Raw genomic sequence first — 23,645 nt, 5'->3', positions numbered from 1 at the left:
ACCTCCATGACAATCAGTTTCTTTTAGTTAATGCTTTTTAAAGGGATTGCCAACATTTCTTAATACCTCTAAGGTTTTCATTTTCCCAAAACTCTGAATTTGAAGTTCATAAAAAGATAATATTTTATCCATCAATATTCGACGGGTATACAGGTTAAAGGAAGGAGCTTCGTGATAATCTTTTACGATCAATTGATCTACCGCTTCCACTAATGCAGGGTCAATATGTGCAGACACTTCCGTTTCTTCCAACAGCATTTTACCACTATGAATTCCTATGCCAAGAAAATGACTCATCCTAATCATAAACTGTAATGTAAAACAGTTATAATTTTCGTTCATGGCATCCAAACTCAATAAACTTTCTGTCAGAAAAGCGAAAAGCTCTGAGTTTCCAATTTCATCATCTTTCAATACTTTTTCTAAAAACTCTGTCAAAAAAGTAAGGATCATACTCTTTCTGGGCTGAATCCGAAAAGATAAAAGCGGATGATCAATCCTAACTTCTTTAATCATTTGAAGATTTTTATTGGGCTGTTCATAGACCTGCAGCTCTAGAAGATTGAGTGGCTGATAAAATGAAGCTTTATTACTTTTTTTACTAAAAGCTCCCTTTATGATATAGTCTCTTCTACCAAAACGTTCTGTATAGATATGAACAATCAAGGAAGATTCTTGAAATCTTACGCTACTTAATGTTAATGCTTTTGTTTGTTCAATCATCTTCTCTTAATTCTGAATAGTGAAGTTAACTTAAACTCTTAACTTTGTAAAAGAATAGTATGTTTCGCCACTAAAATACTTTTTTCTGACAAAAAAGTAGATAAAAATATATGATCCCTCAGGAAACCGTAGATGAAATAAAAAGAACCTTAGACATTGTTGAGGTTGTGGAAGACTTTGTCACTCTGAAAAAGAAGGGCAAATCTTGGATTGGATTGTGTCCTTTCCACGTCGACAATACGCCGTCTATGTACGTGACACCGAGCATGAACCTTTATAAGTGTTTTTCATGTGGTGCTTCTGGTGATGCAATCAAGTTTGTTCAGGAAAAAGAAGGACTTAATTATGTAGAGGCTTTAAAGTACCTGGCCAACAAATATGGGATCAAAATAGAAGAAAAAAAGAGATCTCCTGAAGAAGAAGAAAAGCACAAAAGAAGAGAAAGTATTTTCCTTACCATGAATTACGCAAAGGAGTTTTTCATGCGTGTCATGCAAACTTCTGATGAAGGAAAATCTTTAGGTCTCGGCTACTTCAAAAACAGAGGTTTTACAGGTGATACTATTAATAAATTCGATCTTGGTTACAGTTTAGACTCATGGGATGCATTAGAAAAAAGTGCTCTTGAAAAAGGCTATACTGAAGAAGCTCTAGAATTAGCAGGACTTCGATCTGCAAACGACAAAGGAAAAAAATATGATCGTTTCAGAGGAAGAGTAATGTTTCCTATTCATGATCTTTCAGGTAGAGTCATTGCCTTTGGTGCTCGTACCTTAAAAAAGGATGGAAAACCTAAATACCTCAATTCACCAGAAACAGAAATCTATCATAAAAGTGACGCACTTTATGGTATTTATTATGCAAAAGATGCACTTAGGGTAAAAGATCGATGTTATCTCGTTGAGGGATATACAGATGTTATTTCTTTGCATCAATCTGGAATTGAAAACGTAGTAGCATCCTCAGGTACTGCGTTGACCGAAGGACAGATTAAGCAAATCAAACGTTTCACAAATAACGTTACTGCACTTTTTGATGGTGATGCGGCAGGTTTGAAGGCGGCAATCAGAGGTGTAGATATGCTCTTGGAACAGGGCTTGAATGTCCGTGTCGTACGTTTACCAGAAGGAGAAGACCCTGATAGTTATTGTACAAAGTTAGGGAGTGATAAATTTTCTCAGTTTTTAAAGGATGAAGAAACTGACTTTATCCTTTTTGCAGCGAAACTATATAATGAAGAGGCTAAAAATGATCCTCTTAATAAAGCTGAGAAGGTAAGAGAAGTGTTGAAGAGTATTGTGAAAATTCCTGATACCATTCAACAAGAAATTTTTATCAAAGAATGTGCAACCGTTTTTGATATCTCAATTGATGGTTTAATCAAAGAACTCAATGCATTAAAGCAGAGAGAAATTGAGAGAATTGAGAAAGAGAAAACGAGAGCAAGAAGATCATATGAAAACCCTAACGGTGGTTCCGTTGGCAGTGGATATGTAAGTACTCCTCCCAATGATTTACCTCCGCCACCTCCAGAATTTTATTCAGAAGACCCAAGTATCCATGATGTTCCTCCACCCATTGAGGAAATCAATGGCCTTCCTCCTCTTGGTGAGCAAATTCCTGCCGAAAGTCAGCCTCAGCCAATATCAGTTCCAGAAAAGCGAATTGCCAAGCTTGGAATCCATGAGGAAGAATTTGTCAGAATACTAGTATTATTCGGCGCTGAGTATGTAGATGAAACTGTAGGGTACATCTACGAGTATCTTTTTGACGAATTAGGTGAAATGATGCTTGAAAATGAGTTTTGCCAACAAATCTTAGTCGATTACAAAAATGAAACGGCTATGGGTGAGATTCCTTCATTACATTATTTTACAGAAAAATACGCTAGTGATTTCGATCGAAAAAAATTACAACAAATTCTAAAAACGGAGAACGAGAAAACTCCAAGTGAAGAATGGTTTAAAAGACATAGAATTGTTATTCCAAAAAAAGATGAAAATATAGGAAAATTAGCCTATTCTACTCTTTTACATTATAAACTCACATATATCAGTGACTTGATAGAGCAGTGTAATGAGAGTTTACTGAAAGCTGAAAAAGAAGCAAATGATGAGAAACTAATGGAAGCATTTCAATTGCTGTCATTACTAAACCAACAGAGAAGCGAAATCGCTCAAATCCTTGGAATTACAATAAAAATCTAAATAACATCTTTTTAGCACGATTTTTTCATTTCCTAATAATATCATTTTATCTTTAGGGCTTTTGCGTAGATATAGTGTTTCTTACGTCATATCTTCTCTTTACTTAGATAAAATAAATAAATTACAAACATAGATCCAATGAGTAATTATCAACTTTCACACTTGGATGAATTAGAAGCGGAAGCGATTTACGTTTTACGTGAAGTGTTTTCACAGTTTCAAAATCCAGCATTGCTTTTTTCAGGCGGTAAAGACTCTATTACTGTAGCTCACTTAGCAAAGAAAGCTTTTTATCCTGCCAAAATTCCTTTTACCTTCTTACACGTTGATACAGGGCATAACTTCCCTGAAACTATTAAGTTCCGTGATGACTTAATCGAAGACTTAGGAGTTCGTTTAGCAGTAGGTTCTGTACAAGACGCTATCGATGACGGTAGAGTAATGGAAGAAACTGGTGCTAACGCAAGTAGAAATAAATTACAGATTACAGCTTTATTAGATACTATCGAAGACGAAAACTTTGATGTAGCAATTGGCGGTGGTCGTCGTGACGAAGAAAAAGCAAGAGCAAAAGAACGTTTCTTCTCACATCGTGATGAATTTGGTCAATGGGATCCAAAACACCAACGTCCTGAATTATGGAACTTATTCAATGGAAAATACAACCCAGGTGAACACTTCAGAGCGTTCCCTATTTCCAACTGGACAGAGTTTGATGTTTGGCAATATATCATGAGAGAGAATATTGAAATTCCTTCTTTATACCTAGCTCATGAAAGAGATGTAATTTGGAGAGATAACACTTGGTTACCAATGTCAGAACACATCGTATTACGTGACGGTGAAAAAGTGGAAAAGAAAAAAATCCGCTTCAGAACATTAGGTGACATCACTATTACGGGTGGTATTGAGTCAGACGCTGATACGATCGAGAAAGTAGTAGAAGAAGTTTCTGCTATGCGTCAAACTGAGCGTGGTAACCGTTCAGATGACAAGCGTTCTGAAACTTCAATGGAAGACCGTAAAAAAGAAGGTTATTTCTAAACATTAAGCCAAAACATCAAAGTGGAAATATTAAGATTTACAACAGCAGGTTCAGTTGATGACGGAAAAAGTACGTTAATTGGACGTTTATTATATGATTCAAAATCAATTTTTGAAGATCAATTAGATCAGGTTTCTGAAACATCTAAAAGAAAAGGTTTAGAGCATGTTGACCTTTCTTTATTGACGGATGGTTTGAGAGCTGAAAGAGAGCAAGGCATTACAATTGATGTTGCTTACAGATATTTTGCAACACCAAAACGTAAGTTTATCATTGCCGACACTCCAGGTCATATTCAATATACAAGAAACATGGTAACGGGTGCTTCTACTGCCAACCTTGCATTAATTTTGATTGATGCTCGTAAAGGATTAGTAGAACAAACTCACCGTCACGCTATCATTGCTTCTCTTCTTCAAATTCCTCACATGATTGTTTGTGTGAATAAAATGGACCTTGTGGATTATGATGAGGCTATCTTTGAAAAAATTCAAGAGGAGTTTAAAGAGTTTGCAGCAAAGCTGAACCTTAAGGATATTCGTTTTGTGCCAATTTCAGCATTGAAAGGTGACAACGTTGTAAACAGATCGGAGCTGACGCCTTGGTATAGCGGTGAAACTTTATTGCATACTTTAGAAAACATCTATATCAGCAGTGATAACAACTACATTGATCCTCGTTTTGCGGTTCAAACTATTATCCGTCCTCACTCTGACAAATTCCATGATTTCAGAGGTTACGCAGGCCGTATCAGCTCAGGTGTATTCAGAAAAGGTGATGATATTGTAGCTTTACCTTCAGGTTTCACTTCAAAAGTAAAGAACATCTTCAACGGAATGAAAGAGGTAGAAGAGGCTTACCCTCCTCAATCTGTAACCATCACTTTGGAAGATGATATTGATATTTCAAGAGGTGATATGTTGGTTCGTCCAAACAATCAGCCGGAGCAAACACAAGATTTAGATGTGATGCTTTGCTGGATGGATGATCAACCTCCAAGACCGAGAGCAAAATATATCTTAAGACATACTACCAATGAGGCAAGATGTATGATCAAGGATATCAAGTACAAGATGAACATCAATACCTTAAGCCGTATTGAAGGGGATAAGTCTTTACACATGAATGATATCGCTAGAGTACAACTTAGAACGACAAAACCAATTCTTTGGGACCCTTATAAATCCAACAGAATTACTGGTTCATTGATTCTTGTAGATGAAGCAACAAACAATACTGTTGCTGCTGGTATGATCAGAAGAAAGAAATAATCTTTTTTTATAAATGGAAGATGCTTGTTAGATACAGACACCTTCATTTCTTAGAAAAGCCTTTGCTCATAATGAGTGAAGGCTTTTCTATTTTCTTTAAAATATCCTAAAATTCCGTAACTTTAAGCTACTTATTAAGGTTAAGAGCATATTTGAAACATGCTCTAATGGTATTCTCTATTTTTTTGACTCTATAAAAAGGGTACTAACTCATAAAATGTTAGACCTCTTCAACCTAATTTTAATTGTAGAGCAGCCCGCCTTTTTAATTTTATGAATTCGTTAAAGCAAAACCATTTATTAGAAATGAATACGCTAAGCAACAAACTATTACTACTGCTTATAAGCAGTCTCTTCTTCTCTTGCAGCTTATCAGAAGAAGAAGAAGGTCTCACTCCAGAGCCAGAGATGAAGTTACCTAAAGGACTTTACCCCATTCATATCACACATAGTACATTAGGACAGACCACTAATGATATTGAATTCGGCTATAATTCCACAAGTGGACAGCTTACGAAAGTGATTTCTTATGAATATAAGGATCAAATTATGCTACCTGACACAGATCGTCTTCCTCTTTCACAAGTAGTTATCGATTCATTCATCTACGTAAATGATACTGTTCGTACAGTCATCAACGAAACCTTATCTGAAATTGATTATTACGGGCTTCAAAAGGGAGTAATTTCGGAAAAAGAAATCATAGACACTGATTCTTCCTTTTCACTTTTAACAAAGTCTCAATTCTATAATTACAATAAATTACAGATTAACACATTAGATTCAACTGGAAGAATTAAAGGGAGATGGTTAACTTCAAGCTACGATATAAAGAATGATAGCATTGAGAATTATCATCAATTCAGTCTCTACATTTGGGAAAATGAGAACATTATACAAGAAAAAGTATACCGTGGAAATGGAAGTAAGCCTACAATTGATGAAACCACACTTATATATTGGATCAATTATACTTATGATGATAAAAACAACCCTTATGATATCATTGACTACCATGTCATAAACTGTTCATTATTTCCATCAACTTATTTCCTACCTAAGACAAAAAATAATATTACATCAAGAGAATTAGTATGGAACTTTTCTAATAGTACTCCAGAGAAAAGTACTCAAACTTATGAATACAATGAATTGGGTTATCCTATAGAAATCAACAGTTCATCATTCGAAGAGAATAAAAAAGTAACTATTGAATACCACATCGAAAACTAAAAAAACATGACTTCTATAAAAAAATATTGCCTCTTATTATCCTTTCTTTCACTGTGGGGGTGTCAAATCAATAATATTGACACAACTATTAATGATGATAATTCTAATCGAAAAACATTAGATCTCAAGGATATAGAAATTGCTGCTCCTTATACCACAATAGAGCAACATGAAGATGCTTTCTATGTTCTTTATCATCTACTATCAAATGATTATTATAATAGTAAAATACTTTCAATTGATCTTATCGCTGATATTTTAGCAGGGGATGTTTACAAAGGAGGTGCGGTGGCTTATGACTGGTCAGAAGCTTTTGAATTTCAGAAACACACTATAAATAATTATAATTCAACTCTTAAATCAATTTGGAATAAGAATTATGATGGTATACGGGTTGCAAATGCTCTTCTTTCAAATTTCAATGATGACCTTTTCCCTGAAAATTTACAACAGGAAAAAGAGTATTACAAGGCTGAAGCAAGAGCACTAAGAGCACACTTCTACTTTGAACTTGCTCGATTTTTTGAACGACCTCCTATTATTCCTGCAGGAAAATTTGAAGGATATAATTACAAACAACCCTCTGAAGAAGAGCTCTATAGTTTTATTGCCTCTGAACTTTTTGAGGTAAGTGATCAAATGAGAAAACACCAAGATGATTTTGGCAGACTTGGAAAATATAGTGTTTTAGCAGAGTTAGTGAAAGTTTATGTCTTTTACTCTGGAGTTTACAGCAGGGAAAATCTCACGTTGAAGGATGGTAGTACATTAAACCGTAATCAAGTTATCAATATTATTGAAGAGATAATTCAACAATCTGGAGCCTCACTTTCTCCCAATTTTGGAGAACTATTTCAGAGTTTACTCGGTAAGAATAATTTCAATCAAGAAGTCCTTTTTGAAATTGTTCATGAAAAAAGACTACATTTAAATTGGTCTGAATATGCGATTGGTAATGTAAAATCTTTGGTGACAGGACCTAGAGGGTATTTCCATTCTGATTCATTTATCAATAACGGATGGGGATTTGGCATTCCAACTAGAAAACTATATGATAGTTTTGATAATAGTGATAAAAGATTAAACTCAACAATTATCACTGCTAAAACACTGATTGACAGCTTGAATATTTCAAATACATATCCTATGGATAACTCTTTCAACCATACTGGATTATTTAATTATAAATACACCACCCATAAAACAAATGATGGGTCAAATAAGAATATAGGCACTTCTGGTATGCATTATGACCAAAACTATCATTACATCCGCCTTGCAGATATTTATTTAATTGGTGCTGAGTTATATCTTGCTGAAGGAAATCAGGCTAAAGCAACTGAATATGTAAATATTGTAAGACAAAGAGCAGGTCTCTATTCAAAATCAACAGTCACCTTTGATGATATAGTAGAGGAAAGATATCATGAACTTGCTATTGAAGGGCATCGTTATTTTGACCTTATGAGATGGGGAAGTAATTTCCTTAATGAAATAACAGTTTCAAATTATACCTTATATGAATCCCAACATCATGATTCAAAGTACTTTAGCAATGGAAAAAATCTTACTGGAGATATTGGTGTAGAAGCCGATTTTGAAACCACTTTCTATGCTCCATCTAGAGGTTTCATGCCTATTCCTCAAGACATCATTGATCAAAGCGATAACCTTGTACAAAATCCAGGATACTAAAAAATACTGATTAGAATATACATTCAAGCCTTTGCTCATAATGAGCGAAGGCTTTTTGCATTTTATCAAGAAATCCATTTAATAATAATCCCAAACATACTCTCTAGTATAACTAAAGTCACAATTAATGCGTATTTTATAATATAACCCTAAAAAAATATACTTTACTGCTATTCACATTTACTGCATTAAAATACTATGAAAATGACTAAAGTGGCTCTAATTGTTCCCATATTTGATAAAACACCTGTATATTTTGACCTATTTTTAAATCAATTATCATATCAAAGAAATATTGATATTCTTATATTAAGCAACTTAAAATTAGAGAAATATCAATTTCTCCCACATATCGAAACAAAAATTATAGATAAGCCCCAAAACCTTGAAAGGTATATAAGTGAGAACCTTGAATGGTTTACTTCTACAAGAACCTATTGGGGAGTTGGAAGTAGTAATTTCCTCTATGGTAATCTCTATAAATTCATTCATCAATTAACTAAAAACAAACCCACACAGCTCACCTTATCTGGTATAAATAACAATATGACTTTTTACAGAAGTCTACCTACAGAAAATGAAGATAAAATTGCATTAGAAAATACAGAATTGGAATTAACTACTGATAATATTATCTCCTTCAACCAAGGACGAATTTTTAATTATTTCAATAGGAGGAGTTTTGCTTTCGTAAATATTGATAAAGCGATTCGAAATAATTTATTTTCCATTCCAAAATGGGAAGAAACACCCAACAAATTTTATTTATCCAATTCTGGTTTTTACAACGAAAAAGAATTTAGAAACTATAACCGTCTTCACTTCCAACAGAAAATTAAAAATAAAGGAATGAGGTATTTTATTTCAATCCGACATTTCCTAAAAAAACAAGTTGATGATGTTGAAGTTATTTCTCAAGAGAATCACCATGTATAAAGAATTTACTATCTATAGCTAAATCGATATCAAGATGAAAATTATTCGCAATGAGTTGTAAATAACTTTCCGCAAAGAGCTTGAACACATTTATTGGCATACTTTATGAAAAAAGTTCATTTTGTTAATTAAATGTGTATTCATTCGTCATTTAGTCTAAACCTAGACTTATTGATTAACATTTTTTATCTATTTTTACAAAGAGTAAATTGGTAATCAAGCTCAATTACAATGATTAAAATAACTACATTAAAATTCCTGTTTTTTTTCACATTATTTTTAGGGTCACTACAGGTTTTTGCACAGTCTTCAAATGTTCCTTATGATCCTGAATACTATCACCTTATTGATAGATATGAAATCAAGCAAAAGAATTTTGGTAAAATCTTCACTGCTGTAAAACCATATAGCAGACAAGAAATTGCCTCGTTCTTAGAAGGTTTTGACTCAACTTACAACGGAACTTTATCTGAAGCAGATAAATACAATTTATCCTATTTAGCTTTAGACAATTGGGAACACATGTCAGATTCTACAATTGCAGATGTCAAAAAGCCATTTCTAAAATATTTCTACAGAAGTAAAATTGACTTTGCGAATGTTCATGAAAAAGATTTTGATGTTCATATTAATCCAGTCGTTCTTTTTAGTGCAGGTGATGATAACCTTAATGCTTCACGCCCTTACGTAAGTCAAAGAGGTGTTGTTATGAGAGGTTCAATTGCAGGAAAAGTGGGCTTTTACCTTCAAGCATCTGACAACCAAGAAAGATTACCTTTCTATGCTCAACAATACTCTGCAATGCGTAATGGAACATTTCCAGGGCAACAATGGAATAAAACTGAAGGTGATGTAGCGGACTATTTTAACGCACAAGGTTATATTACTTTCCAGTTATTGAAAGATTATATTGGAACTGAATTTGGCCGTGGTAGAAACTTTATTGGAAATGGCTACCGCTCATTAATTCTATCAGATTTTGCCAACGATTATACATACTGGAAATTAAATACAAGAGTTTGGCATTTAGAGTATACTAATATTTTTGCTCAAATGAATACTAGCAACACAAACCCTAGAGGTGGACATTTACCTAAAAAGTATATGGCTATGCATCATTTAGGTTGGAATATTACTAAGAACTTAAATATTGGGCTTTTTGAACAAATAATATTTAGTAGAACTGACTCTATTGGTAATAATACTTTTGATATTTCTTACCTTAACCCTCTTATTTTCTACCGTTCTTTGGAACATGGTTTAGGAGATGTTGATAATGTTCAAATTGGTTTAGATGCAAAATGGAATATATGGAACAAAGTACAATTATATTGTCAGTTTGTTGTTGATGACATGAGTGTTGCTAATTTTGGTAAAGGCTTTTATGGTAATAAATTCGCCTATCAGTTTGGAGCTAAATACATTGATGCTTTTGGCTTACCTAACCTTGATTTACAAGGAGAAGTGAATGTTGTCGACCCTTACACCTACTCCCATAAAAATACTACAGGATCTAGTAATTTACCTAATGGACAGCTTTATACAAATACTGCTCATTATTACCAAGAATTGACACATCCAAATGGAGCTAACTTTTATGAGTTAATTGGTATCTTAAGATATAGACCTCATTTTCTTCCAAAAGTATCAGCTACCATTAAAGGAATGTATAGAGAACAAGGTATGAATGAATTAGATGAGGATGGAAATGTTCTTGTTAACCATGGTTCAAATATTTTCTTGGATTACAATACTGCCCCGGGAGGTCCTGATACTTTCGGTGTAAAACTACTCCAAGGAACAAAAGTAAGAACAATGTATGTTGATGCTACATTGACGTATTCACCTTTTCACAACATATTTATCGATCTGAGAGGTGTGTTTAGAAATACATCAAGTGACGATGCTAGATATACTCAGAATGAAAATTATCTAAGTGCTGCTGTTAGATGGAATATCGGGCAAAGACTTTATGACTTCTAAAGTCTATTTCTTAATATAACATGATGTAATATTTTATTACAGTATTCATATTTCAAGGAGGAATGGTTTAAAATCATCCCTCTTTTTTTGTTTACAAAACAAAATTCAAATGTTAAGAATACGCTTAAAATAATTGCATTTTCTTTATATATTAATAAAATATTACATGAAACACATCTAATATGAACTTAATGTTAACTAAATATTACAAGATTACGTATATTGTACTAACAACAAAGCTGTTAAAAGTACATGAGATTCATCAAAAGCATATATCGCCTAACCTTTACCATCATCATTTTGATGACAGTAAACGTATATGCTCAAGAAGAAAGCCTAACTTTATCTAAAAATCAATCGCATTCCATGCTGGAATATTATACCTTAAATCATTCAGAACAAGCATGGGAAAAAGATCCATTTTACCTTTATTTTTCACCGCAAGAAAACATATCTGGCGAGGAATTTAACTCAATGAAAAATGAAGTAAACGATTGGGTGAACCAATGGAAAGCTCTTGAGCAAAAAAATAACCGTTCAATCACAAAAAAATTATTTAATAAAACACGTCAAAAATTCTTGAAAGGATATAAAGAGTGCAGTACATTCTCAGATTTACTTGAGGATGGAACATATGACTGCCTTAGCGGTACACTTTTATTTGCTCATATTTTTCAAGAATTAGGGTACGAGTATTCAATCCATCAAAACAATAGTCATGTCTATATTATTGTAGAAGATCCTTACTTGGGAAAAACATTAATAGAATCTACAGATATATATGGTTATGTGATTGGTAAAAATAATATTGAAAGCCGTATCAAAGGATATGAAAAGAGATTGGAAAACTCTTTATTGTATAGTAGATATGGAATGAATTTAACGGAAACGTTAAGTATTAAAGATGTCGCTGGATTGCAGTATTATAACTTAGCTGTTGCTTCTTATAGAGCTAATGACCTTTATGAAGCAAAATTGTCATTGTACAAAGCGTCTATCATTACAGATTCTCCAAGAATCGGATATTTTAATTTCTATTTAGAAGAAAGCAACAATCTTATTAGTGCTATGCGCTAGTCATGAAAATAGATAGTTAAAAAAAGAATACCCTACCACTTTATAAGCGGAAGGGTATTTTTTTATATCTACAAGAGATCAATTAAACTACTTTAATCAAGCAGTAATTTTTCTTTCCCTTTTGAGCAAGAATATATTTACCTTGAAGCAATTCTACATCTTTTGGAAGTTCACTTCCTTGTAGTTTTGCTTTGTTGATAGAAATACCACCGCCTTTGATCATTCTTTTTGCTTCACCTTTAGAAGAGAATAATTGGTTATCAGTACCAGTTGATACTAAATCAGCCATTTCAGCCATTCCTTCCAAATCAGCCTTAGAAACCTCTGACTGCATTACACCTTCAAATACTTGTAATAAAGTACGCTCGTCTAAAGATTTCAATTGATCCGTTACGTTCTTTCCGAATAAGATATTAGAAGCGGCAATTGCTGTGTCTAATTCGTCTTGTCCGTGAACTGCACGAGTTACTTCTTCTGCCAAACGCTTCTGAAGAATACGTGTATGAGGTGCCTCATCATGATCAGCGATTAATTGATCAATCTCTTCTTTACCAATGAATGTAAAGATTTTGATGTATTTTTTCGCATCATCATCTGCTACGTTCAACCAAAATTGGTAGAATTGGTAAGGAGAAGTTTTCTCAGGGTCTAACCAAACTGCACCGCTTTCCGTCTTACCGAATTTAGTACCGTCAGCTTTTGTGATCAAAGGACAAGTTGCCGCATATGCAGTACCTTGTGCCTTACGACGAACTAGTTCCGTACCCGTTACAATATTACCCCACTGATCTGAACCACCAAATTGCAGTTTACAGTTCTTTGTTTTGTATAAATGGTAGAAATCCCAACCTTGTAATAATTGGTAAGTAAATTCAGTAAAAGAGATTCCATTACCAGTAGCTAAACGCTTCTTCACAGAATCTTTAGCCATCATGTAATTTACTGTAAGGTGCTTTCCTGCTTCACGAGCGAAATCGATGAAACTGAAGTCCTTAAACCAATCATAGTTATTTAAGATCTCTGCTGAGTTTTCACCACAATCAAAGTCCAAGAACTTTTCCAATTGTGCTTTCATTCCATTGATGTTCTTCTGGATAGTTTCGTCATCCAAAAGTGATCTTTCAGCATCTTTAAATGAAGGGTCGCCAATCATACCTGTTGCTCCACCTACAATCGCCAACGGCTTGTGACCGGCTTTCTGTAAATGTCTTAATAACATTACAGATACCATGTGACCAATGTGCAATGAATCTGCTGTCGGGTCAAAACCAACGTAAGCAGTTGTCATTTCTTTGTTCAATTGATCTTCAGTACCCGGCATCATGTCGTGCAGCATTCCTCTCCACTGCAACTCTTCAATAAGGTTTGTTTTTATATCTGCCATTTCTAATGTATTTCTAATTTGAATGCGCAATTTAACAGTAAAAGATCAAATGACCATTTAATGTTACCTAAGATTTTATTTTTAAGCGCTGTCCTACCTTCAAATTATTACTTTTCATATTGTTTAGTCGTTTGATTTCTGAAACGCTAACCCCATTATCCTGTGCAATTTGCCATAAGGTATCACCATTTTTCACAGTGTAATAACCACTTTCTGAAGTTGAGGTTGTCTGGGTTGATTTACCTTCATTCAAAACACTTGCCGGCGATGGAGGAATCGTCAATTTCTGTCCTACATTAATAGAAGAACCTGACAAATTATTAACACGTTTCAAATCCTTTACATACACTCTATACCACTTTGCAATCTCAGTCAAACTATCACCACTTTTTACAGTATGGTATCTTGTATTGGCAGATGGGCCATAACCGTTTGTATTGTTTGAAGATAATGAGGCTTTAGCCACTGAATTTGAAGATGCATTTGACGAAGTTGTATAAACCTTTAACTTCTGCCCTTTATAAATGGTAGAGCCTCTCATTCCATTCCATGATCTTAGCTGGGAAGCTGATGTATTGTATTTTTCTGCTATTCCACCCAAAGTTTCTCCGCTCCTAACTGTATGGTAAACCAATGATCCACTTGTAGAAACTGTAGGTGTTTTTACAGCTGTAGTCGCAGGTTGTGGAGTTGTTTCAGGAGCTTTGTATTTACCTTCTTTGATCAATAACTTCTGACCTACATTAATTCTTGTACTTCTTAGATTATTCAGTTTTTGAATATCAGCCACATAAACACGGTATTTTTTTGCAATTACGCCTAAAGTCTCACCACTTCTTACAGTATGATAAATACTCGCTCCACTTGTTTTCTTTGGAGTAGATGTAGATGTTTTTTTCGTAGATGTTGTTGATTTTTTTGCTGGTCCTGGACTATAGGCATTACCATAGATCTTCAACTTCTGACCTGGGTAAATTGTATTTCCTCGAATGTTATTCCATGCCCTTAAGTTAGATGTTTTGACTCTATGACGACTCGCAATTAATCCTAACGACTCCCCCCTTCTTACATAATGATAATAATAACCGTCCCCAATATTGGCTCCTTCTCCTGTATATTTTACATTGGCCAAAATCTCTTCTTGATGCTCCAAGTAATACTCAAAACGAGCTTCAGGAATTCTGATTCTGAAGTTCTTCACATAATTAGGAGCAAAACCAAAACGCAATGACGCATTCATCAATTGAAGATCTTCTCTACAAACATTCAGTTCGTCAGCTAATTTACCTAAGTCAATAGACTGACTGACAAAGATATCTTCCGCAGGAATCTCGTACATTGGTAGATCCTGAATCAGGTTATGTTCTTCTGCATAGGTCAGTACATAAGCCATCGCTACGAACTGAGGCAAGTAAGACCTTGTTTCTCTTGGCAATTTTCTATAAATATCCCAGAATTTCTTTTTACCTGACCTTCTTTGTGCTTTTCTAATATTTCCCGGGCCACAGTTATAAGCTGCAATAGCCAACTCCCAGTCTCCATGATATTCATATAAAAACTTCAAATATCTAGCAGCAGCTCTAGTTGCTTTTTCCGGGTCCATTCTATCATCAATCTGATAGGTCTGTTTCAATCCATAAGCTCTACCCGTACGAGGCATAAACTGCCAAAGCCCTTTTGCCCCTACTCTTGATAATGCAACAGGTTTTAAGGCAGATTCAATAACAGCTAAATATTTTAATTCTGTTGGTACTCCCTCCTCCTCAAAAATACGTTCGAACATTGGGAAGTACATTTGTTTTCTTTGGATGATTGACAATGTATAATCCCTTCTTCTCACTGAAAAGTAATCAATAAACAATCGTACTCTATCATGATATGTCAAAGGAATTTCTTGCTGCATTTTGCTTAACCTATCCCTTACTAAACTATCCGATACGTTGGGGACATAATCATAAGTCTGATCAGAAATATCTACAAGAATAGCTTCTGTAGTATCAAATTCATCAAAATTTTCAAACCAAGGGGCATATGGTGCAGCTTCCACAATTTCTAATGTATCAGAAGGCATTAAATACCCTTCAGGCAATGCTACAGTATACAAACTATCTTTCCAAGTAGGCAAAATACTACCTTCATCTTGGGCTGAAGCTACTGAAAATGATAAAGAAAATATGAATGCAAATGTATATTTAAAAATGCGTCTAAAAAGCATCACTTGTTACGTAAAGTATTAGGATTTAATTAAGAAATGAGATGATTATAAGCTTCACTTAATTTCCGACCGATAAAGATTTAGGTTACTAAAATGAATCTTCCCTACTCCTGTTTAGCAAATATAATCTATTAGTGAGCAAAAGAATAATCTATTAAGAGTTTTATACCAATTATAAAATAGAATGTCGCATAACCCCATCTTTATCATTTCAAGCTACTCTCTTCTTCATTTTTTCCATTAATGAAAAAACGAAGCAAAAAATCTAGGCTGTGAATACAAAAGCTAAATTTTATTCCATAAGCCTAAACGAATTTAAACTTTCTCAAAACTTCAGTGTTTTGAAATGCTCAAACAAACGAAGATTTTTTAATGGCTTATTCCACAAAATTCTTAACGCTTTTCCATTCAATGCCACTTGGGCGTACTACAAGTAAAACCTGATATACAAGAAAATAAAAGGAGTATTTGTATGTTACATTTATTTATAAGTTTGGTATTACTTTTCACCCCAAAGCATTGATTAAAAAAAATCCAAACACACTTTTCAATAAAGCATATTTGGATTTTTTATTTAGTCACCGAAGTAACTTTCTATAGATTAAAGTTCTTGTAAATAATGCGAGAACTGAAGCATTTTTTCTTCTTCAAAACGATTCGCCATTACTTGCAAACCAATCGTCAATCCGTCTTTGTCCTCTCCATTTGGAATAGAAATCGCCGGTAACCCTGCCAATGAAGCGTGAACTGTATATAAGTCTCCTAAATACAATTCTAATAGGTTGTTTTCACCATATTTTCCAATTTCAAATGATGGAGCTGAAGTTGTTGGCATTAAGATAAAATCATACTCTGAAAGGATTTTCTCCGTCGTTTCTTTAATCAATCGTCTTACTTTTTGAGCTTTTGAGAAGTAGGCATCATAGTAACTTGCTGAAAGTACAAATGTACCCAACATAATTCTTCTCTTCACCTCATCACCAAATCCTTCCGAACGTGATTTCTTATATAAACCTTCTAAATCTACTTGATCTTCAGTTCTGTAACCGTAGCGTACCCCATCAAAACGTTCTAAGTTGGTACTTGCTTCGGCAGTTGTCAAAATGTAGTATGTTGGGAGAAGGTAATCTAATAAAGGAAACTCTATAGCTTCCACTTCATGCCCTTCTGCTCTTAATTTTTCAATTTTAGCAAAAGTCTTCTCTGAAATATCTTTGTTCAAATGCTCACTCTCAACGGTTTCTTTGATGTATGCAATTTTTAACTTCCCTGAAGGCTTCTCTTCCACAGTAGCACTGTAAGAAGGTACTGGTTCTTGTGCCACAGTAGCATCCTGATCATCTTCACCCGCTATGATTTCCAATACCAATGAAGCATCAGGAACATTGTTCGCAATTACACCGATGGTGTCAAAAGAAGATGCGTATGCAATCAACCCCCATCTTGAAATACGAGAGTAAGTGGGTTTCAAACCTACTGTACCCGTAAAGGCAGCAGGCTGACGTACTGATCCACCTGTATCAGAACCTAGAGAAACCAGACAATGGTCATCTGAAACTGCCACTGCAGATGCTCCCGAAGAACCACCAGGCACTCTTGTTTCATCAATATTGTTTTTCACAGGACCAAAAGCCGAGTTTTCATTTGATGATCCCATTGCAAACTCATCACAACTTTGTCTACCGATGATTACGGCATCTTCAGCCAATAATCGTTCTGTCGCTGTTGCCGAAAAAGGAGAAACATAGCCATCCAACATGTTGGAAGAAGCTTGAAGCCCGTGATCCTTGTACGCAATTACGTCTTTTAGACCGACAACCATTCCTGCCAATCGTCCCGCATTACCCTCTTTGATTTTCTGATCTACCTTTGCCGCCTGCTGAAGAGCCTCTTCATTATACACCTCATTCCAAACGTTGAGATGTTTTTTCTCTTCAATTCTTGTCAAATAACCCTCTACCAAAGCCACACAAGTCGTTTTTCCTTCGCTGAGTGCTTTCTTTATATCATCAAATGCTTTATACATAAGCTTGTGTTCGTTTTATTAGACCGCTTTTAAGTTCCAAGACTAAAAGTACTTAAACCAAAGCTTTTAGTTTACTCTGAAAAACTTCATAAAAAAAGAGAAGTTTATCTTTTCTAATGACAAAGATAAACTTCTCTCGGTTATTACGAAATATTTAACGAAAAATAGATTTCATTAAAAATATATCAAGATATATGACAATTGGTTATTTTTCTTCCTTCTTGTCTTCTTCTTTTATGCCTTTTTCAATCTCATCTGAGATTTGGTTTTTTGCGTCTTTGAACTCTCTGATTCCACTACCAATGCCACGAGCTAGCTCAGGGATACGTTTGGCACCAAAAAGTAAAAGAACAACCAAACCGATGATTATCCACTCGAAACCACCCGGCATACCGAATAATAAAACTGAAATCAATTCCATGATCGTATTTATTTTGTTTGTTACGTACGTCGCAAAGATACGATAAGTATATTCAAATATCAATTAACGTCTTCAACTTCTTTGCATTGCATTTTATATAAACGAGAATAGAACCCTTTGTGTTTCAGTGTTTTTTTTTCAAAAAGGCAAATGGATTTACTTCATTAAGTTATTCTCTTTCGGGTGTTGAATATACTCCAGTGTCTTTCTTAGTATTGGATCATGCTCTTGAATAAACTCTTTCGCTACATACGGAATATAAATATCTGGATATACTTGACGATCCTTTGAGCGAGTATACTCATTATATTGCATAGTAGAAACAATCATATTTTGATATTTAGAAACTTTAGTGACATCTCCAAACATCAAAGCATTATGTGCTAATGGCTCTCCTACCAGTAAACCAATATTGTTATTTTGAATAATATTGGCGAATGAAGCAGCTGTTGAGCCCGTGGATTTATCAATCAGCACAAAATAATTCATATCTCCTTGATAAAGATCTTCTTGAAGAGGAATATGTTTGATGATTAAACTATCAGGCAATTGAACTAACTCACCTATTTTATGATTTTTCAAAAAATCATAATCATTGACACTACGTGGTGATACCTTCACAATTTGAGACTCCATATATAATAGAGAATCTTTCGGAGATAAAAGAGAAAGGATTTTCTCCAATTTATACCCTGTCCCTCCAGGATTCCCTCTTATATCAATAATGTAATTTTCATATCCGTTCTCTTTCGCCGCCACAATACCTTTCTTAAGATTTTTGAGAATAGTGGTATTTGAAGAAAACTTCAATATTTTAGTATACCCTGTTTTGTATTCATGAATTAATTTACTCTGATACAATCTTTCCCCTGTCCACTTCGCATAAGGTATAGGTTTTACAATTACTTCTTGTTCCTTTCCTTTTCGATTTATTTTTATATTAAAAAGCTCATCATAGACCAACTGAGATTGCATTTGAATAATATTACCTCCAACTGACCTCCATTCAGAATAAGTATATTTTGCAAAATCTTCTGCTTTATGCCCATTAATCTCAAGTATCTGATCTCCTTTCTGCAAAGGTTCTGCGTAACTTGTTTTGATGATCAGTGAATCATTGATATTGAATAGATCAAATGGAAACCGAGGTATTCTCTTTGCATATTTTCTAGGGTTATAATCACCTGGTCTCAATTGTATGTTAGGATAGTAAACAAGATGAGGATCAGCATAATGTAACAGATCAAGGACAGAACGAACTTCTAATGTAAAATCAGCATTATTTAACAGCACTCCTTCATTTCTTATTACCACTGCATTGATAGCCGAATCGATAGAATTCTTACCTACATCAGCATAAATATTAGGGTGTACCTCTTCGATTGCTGTTATGATTTCATTGATTTTATCTAAAGTCAATGTATCACTTTTGGTATTAGAGATGTATTCATAATTTACCTTATTGGTAATATTACAGGAGATAAAAATAGATACTGATACAAAAGATACCATCATCATAACAATGTGGCGTAATGTCAGTACTTCTTTTGGATTATATCTTTTAGTTTGCTCAAAAATAAAATGAATTCTTTGAAAATAAGACGATACTTTCATTTGTTGCTAGGTTTTGAAAAATAGATTGTAAAATTTAGTTGTACACTTTAAGCTGTGTTGGATAGTTTCTCTTAATTAAGAGTCGTCTGATGAAAAGCAATTGTAAATTAATTAGTCCACTAATTATAAAAAAACGGATTAACATTCATTACATTAGATAAAAAAAAGGCACAAACCAAAAAGTTGATTTGTACCTCTATATTTTAAAATTGGATTAATCCTTAAAGTTCTTCCACCTCTTTATATTGCATTTCGTACAATCTTGAATAGAATCCTTTCACTTTTAATAACTCTTCATGATTTCCACTCTCCTTAATCTCTCCTTTATCCAACACTATAATGTTATCAGCATTTCTAATTGTAGCTAATCGGTGAGCAATAGCGATACTTGTTCTTCCTTTCATCATGGATTTGATGGCATCTTGAATCAATACCTCTGTTTCAGAATCGACAGAAGATGTAGCTTCATCCAAAATGATAATCTTTGGATCGTAAACCATTGTTCTTACAAATGACAATAATTGACGCTGGCCAACTGAAAGTGTAGAACCTCTTTCCATTACTTCATAATCCAAACCACCTGGCAATTTATCTATAAAAGTTTTGGCCCCAACCAATTCTGCAGCTTCTAAAATTTGTTGATCAGTGATTGATTTATCACCCAAAGTTATATTCTCTCTTATTGAACTGGAGAAAAGGAAAACATCTTGCAATACTACACCAATGTGTTTTCTTAGATTATATAGGTCATAAGACTTAACATCACGCCCGTTGACACAAATACTTCCTTTATTGATTTCATAAAAACGGGAAATCAAATTGATGATCGAAGATTTTCCCGCACCTGTTGCTCCTACTAACGCCACCGTTTCACCATGATTTACTTTAAACGAAATGTCTTTCAAAACATAATCTTCATTCTTGTAAGCAAACCATACATTTTTGAATTCAATATCTCCATCAATATGATCTGTAGTATAAGTTCCTTCATTTGAAATCATACTCTTATCATCCAACAGCTTTAAGATTCTATCTGAAGAGACAATCCCCATTTGCAACGTGTTGAATCGATCGGCAATCATACGAATAGGTCTGAAGAAAAGGTTGATATACATGATGAAGGCTATCAAAGTACCAATTGTTGCATGTCCGTCTAATACACTGTGTGCTCCCCACCATACTAATAAACCTGTACCTGACGCAGCAATTACTTCTGCCACCGGGTAGTAAATAGAATAATATAAAACGGTACTTATATTGGCATCTCTATGCTCTTTGTTGATCTTTTTAAACGCTTCCTGTTCTCTTTTTTCAGCACTGAAAAGCTGTACTACATTCATACCTGTAATATGCTCTTGAACGAATGTATTCAAGTTGGAAACTGCATTTCTCACATCACCAAATGCTACTTTTATTTTCTCTTTGAAAACGTAAGTTGAGAAAAGAAGAAGTGGCAAAACTGATAAACTAATGAGTGTTAATCGCCAATCGGTGAAAAGCATGACCACAAAAATAAAGAACAACTGAAGGATATCTCCTAGCATAGCCGCCACACCATTGGTAAATACCTCAGAGAGCGTTTCAATATCTGACACCGCCCTTGTAACGAGGCGCCCAATAGGTGTATTATCATAAAACTTAAGCTTCAGTTTCAAGATGTGCTCATACAACTGCACACGCATGTCTTTGACAATGTGCTGTCCTAGCCACCCTGATAAATAGGTATGGCAAAATTGCACTAGCGCCTGTAATAACTGTACTGCTATGAGGATAATAACCATCTTATTCAATCCCGGCATATCGTCCACAACAATGAAGTTATCAATGGTGTACTGTATTAAATAGGGTCTAGTAGGTGCTAAAAGGCCCAATGATATTGTTAAGAAAACGAGTAGAATAAAATACTTGAGGTAAGGGTTCAAGAATTGCATCATCCTTGATAAAACCTCCCCGTCAAATATCTGACCTGTTTTTTGTTCTTTTTTCACTGATTAATGAGTTATTGCTTGCAAAGTGTTTTTATCACTTCCACAATCTTTATGTCTTATGTTCGAGTTGACTTATTTTTAATTCAATAAAGATACGGTAACCACTCTATTGAAATACAAAAATGCATTGAATGTTTTAATTTTTTTGAGATTACTTCCTATAAATTCAATAAATATAAATAAGATTTAATCTCATTATTAAATTCCAAATCATTAGAAATCGTAATTAAAGGCTTTTTTTCTAAAAAAAAGAGAGATTTTAAAATTCAATAGATTATTCTAAATAATAAATGGATTTATTCTATAATAATTCATATAAATTGAAAAAATTCAAATTATAAGTATAATATTTTGCAAACTCTAATAATTTACTTTGCTTCAATGCAACTTGCAATACTATTTTGAAAATGTAAATTGCCATCACATTTAAATTTCCAAGCACTATTTCACGAAATGTGAAGTGCTATTTATCAAGAATTAATCAAAGCAACAACAAAGTATAGTAATGGAAGATATCTCAATATTTGAAGAGGTCTCTAGCATGGGACATGAGCAGGTAGTTTATTGCCATGAGAAATCAACTGGCTTGAAAGCTATTATTGCTATTCACAATACAGTTTTAGGCCCTGCACTAGGTGGTACTAGAATGTGGATGTACGAGAATGAAGCGCAAGCTACGAATGATGCCTTACGTTTATCAAGAGGTATGACGTTCAAAAATTCTATTGCTGGACTAAATCTTGGTGGAGGTAAAGCCGTAATCATTGGTGATGCAAGAAAACACAAGTCAGAAGCGATGTTGAGAGCTTATGGCCGTTTCTTGAAAAACCTTAATGGAAAATATATTACTGCAGAGGACGTGGGAATGAATGCGAGCGATATGGAGCATATTGCAGCAGAAACTTCTTATGTAAGTGGTATGCCTGAGACGCGTGGCGGTTTGGGTGATCCATCTCCTTTTACTGCTTATACTACTTATATGGGTATGAAAGCAGCTGCTAAAAAACAATTTGGTTCTGACAGCCTTGCTGGAAAGAAAGTTTCTATTCAAGGGGCAGGACACGTTGGAGAATACATTATCCAACACCTTGTAAAGGAAGGATGCGAAATTTATGTATCTGACTTTTATGAAGACCGTGTAAAAGATGTAGTGAATAAATATGGTATCAAAGGGGTGGCACTAGATGAAATCTATGACCTTGATGTAGATATTTATTCTCCTTGTGCATTGGGTGCTACTGTTAATGATGAGACATTGGAACGTTTGAAATGTTCAATCATTGCAGGTTGTGCCAACAATCAATTGGCTAACGAAAAAATCCACGGTGATTTGGCCAAACAAAAAGGTATTCTTTATGCACCGGATTTCTTGATCAACTCAGGTGGCGTAATCAACGTATATGCTGAAGTAATCAAAACTTCTAAGGAGTGGTCTTGGAACAAATGTGAATTTGTATATGACCAGACTTTAAAAGTATTCGAGCAATCAGAAGCTACGGGCAAAAATGCTCAAGAGGTAGCAATCGACATTGCCCAGCAACGTATTAATGAAGTTGCTGCAATCAAGAGCACATATTAATTTACCAATTCAAGGTTATCATATAAACAACCATCAAAGCATTCTCTTTTGAGAATGCTTTTTTTATTTTCCTAAACAGTGATTTTCATTATTGAAAGACTAAAATTCAAACGACTGAGTAGCTTTATTCACCCTTAAAACTTATATTGTTAATGTGTGAAGACGAAAGACTTTTTGTGATTACTTCTTCTAAAAAAGATACTAAACTACCATTACTACTACACCTTTTGGGAAGATACTCACAATAT

The 23,645-nt window shown here is 34.2% G+C and carries 16 protein-coding genes; 9 read left to right on the top strand and 7 right to left on the bottom strand.

Annotated features, from left to right (window positions below; translation table 11 throughout):
• Positions 1-27: 27 nt before the first annotated feature.
• Positions 28-723 carry a DNA repair protein RecO gene (gene recO / locus AVL50_RS27020; RefSeq protein ID WP_062620294.1) on the bottom strand — a complete coding sequence of 232 codons (696 nt, stop codon included), beginning with the start codon at positions 721-723 and terminating at the stop codon, positions 28-30.
• 110 nt (positions 724-833) lie between these two features.
• Between recO and dnaG the strand changes: the two genes are divergently transcribed.
• The 8 genes from dnaG (at position 834) to AVL50_RS26980 (ending at position 12,170) form a co-directional block, all read left to right on the top strand.
• Positions 834-2,930 (top strand): DNA primase, encoded by a 2,097-nt coding sequence (dnaG, locus tag AVL50_RS27015; RefSeq protein WP_062620292.1) that lies wholly within the window; start codon positions 834-836, stop codon positions 2,928-2,930.
• A gap of 138 nt (positions 2,931-3,068) precedes the next feature.
• Positions 3,069-3,974, top strand: coding sequence for a sulfate adenylyltransferase subunit CysD (cysD, locus tag AVL50_RS27010; protein ID WP_044202230.1), 906 nt, complete (start codon positions 3,069-3,071; stop codon positions 3,972-3,974).
• Between the two features lie 21 nt (positions 3,975-3,995).
• Entirely contained in the window at positions 3,996-5,246 is a 1,251-nt protein-coding gene (gene cysN, locus AVL50_RS27005) for a sulfate adenylyltransferase subunit CysN (protein ID WP_216639091.1), read from the top strand.
• 306 nt (positions 5,247-5,552) lie between these two features.
• Positions 5,553-6,479 (top strand): hypothetical protein, encoded by a 927-nt coding sequence (locus tag AVL50_RS27000; protein ID WP_157491600.1) that lies wholly within the window; start codon positions 5,553-5,555, stop codon positions 6,477-6,479.
• A 6-nt stretch (positions 6,480-6,485) separates the two neighbouring features.
• Positions 6,486-8,174 carry a RagB/SusD family nutrient uptake outer membrane protein gene (locus AVL50_RS26995; RefSeq protein ID WP_062620286.1) on the top strand — a complete coding sequence of 563 codons (1,689 nt, stop codon included), beginning with the start codon at positions 6,486-6,488 and terminating at the stop codon, positions 8,172-8,174.
• 198 nt (positions 8,175-8,372) lie between these two features.
• Positions 8,373-9,110: a hypothetical protein gene (locus AVL50_RS26990; RefSeq protein ID WP_062620285.1), complete on the top strand. Its 738-nt coding sequence runs from the start codon at positions 8,373-8,375 to the stop codon at positions 9,108-9,110.
• A 231-nt stretch (positions 9,111-9,341) separates the two neighbouring features.
• On the top strand, positions 9,342-11,093 hold the full coding sequence (locus AVL50_RS26985; RefSeq protein ID WP_062620283.1) for a hypothetical protein: 1,752 nt from the start codon (positions 9,342-9,344) through the stop codon (positions 11,091-11,093).
• A gap of 252 nt (positions 11,094-11,345) precedes the next feature.
• The gene (locus tag AVL50_RS26980) at positions 11,346-12,170 is read left to right on the top strand and encodes a hypothetical protein (RefSeq protein WP_157491598.1); all 825 of its coding nucleotides are present in this window, start codon (positions 11,346-11,348) and stop codon (positions 12,168-12,170) included.
• An 82-nt stretch (positions 12,171-12,252) separates the two neighbouring features.
• Here AVL50_RS26980 and tyrS read toward each other — a convergent pair whose 3' ends face one another.
• From tyrS to AVL50_RS26950, 6 genes are all read right to left on the bottom strand, one after another.
• Positions 12,253-13,554, bottom strand: a complete 1,302-nt coding sequence (tyrS, locus tag AVL50_RS26975) for a tyrosine--tRNA ligase (RefSeq protein WP_062620278.1) — start codon at positions 13,552-13,554, stop codon at positions 12,253-12,255.
• A 67-nt stretch (positions 13,555-13,621) separates the two neighbouring features.
• Positions 13,622-15,769: a LysM peptidoglycan-binding domain-containing protein gene (locus tag AVL50_RS26970; RefSeq protein WP_062620276.1), complete on the bottom strand. Its 2,148-nt coding sequence runs from the start codon at positions 15,767-15,769 to the stop codon at positions 13,622-13,624.
• 601 nt (positions 15,770-16,370) lie between these two features.
• Positions 16,371-17,795: an Asp-tRNA(Asn)/Glu-tRNA(Gln) amidotransferase subunit GatA gene (gene gatA / locus AVL50_RS26965; protein WP_062620274.1), complete on the bottom strand. Its 1,425-nt coding sequence runs from the start codon at positions 17,793-17,795 to the stop codon at positions 16,371-16,373.
• A 205-nt stretch (positions 17,796-18,000) separates the two neighbouring features.
• Positions 18,001-18,216 carry a twin-arginine translocase TatA/TatE family subunit gene (locus AVL50_RS26960; protein ID WP_172826931.1) on the bottom strand — a complete coding sequence of 72 codons (216 nt, stop codon included), beginning with the start codon at positions 18,214-18,216 and terminating at the stop codon, positions 18,001-18,003.
• 156 nt (positions 18,217-18,372) lie between these two features.
• The gene (locus AVL50_RS26955; protein WP_062620273.1) at positions 18,373-19,830 is read right to left on the bottom strand and encodes a S41 family peptidase; all 1,458 of its coding nucleotides are present in this window, start codon (positions 19,828-19,830) and stop codon (positions 18,373-18,375) included.
• A 221-nt stretch (positions 19,831-20,051) separates the two neighbouring features.
• Entirely contained in the window at positions 20,052-21,764 is a 1,713-nt protein-coding gene (locus AVL50_RS26950) for an ABC transporter ATP-binding protein (protein WP_172826935.1), read from the bottom strand.
• Positions 21,765-22,323: 559 nt separating this feature from the next.
• On the opposite strand from AVL50_RS26950, the gene AVL50_RS26945 reads away from it, so the two are divergent.
• The gene (locus AVL50_RS26945) at positions 22,324-23,397 is read left to right on the top strand and encodes a Glu/Leu/Phe/Val dehydrogenase (RefSeq protein ID WP_062620270.1); all 1,074 of its coding nucleotides are present in this window, start codon (positions 22,324-22,326) and stop codon (positions 23,395-23,397) included.
• Positions 23,398-23,645: the final 248 nt, after the last annotated feature.

The organism is Flammeovirga sp. SJP92, assembly GCF_001583495.1.
GTDB lineage: Bacteria > Bacteroidota > Bacteroidia > Cytophagales > Flammeovirgaceae > Flammeovirga.
This window is presented reverse-complemented; position numbering and strand designations above follow the sequence as displayed.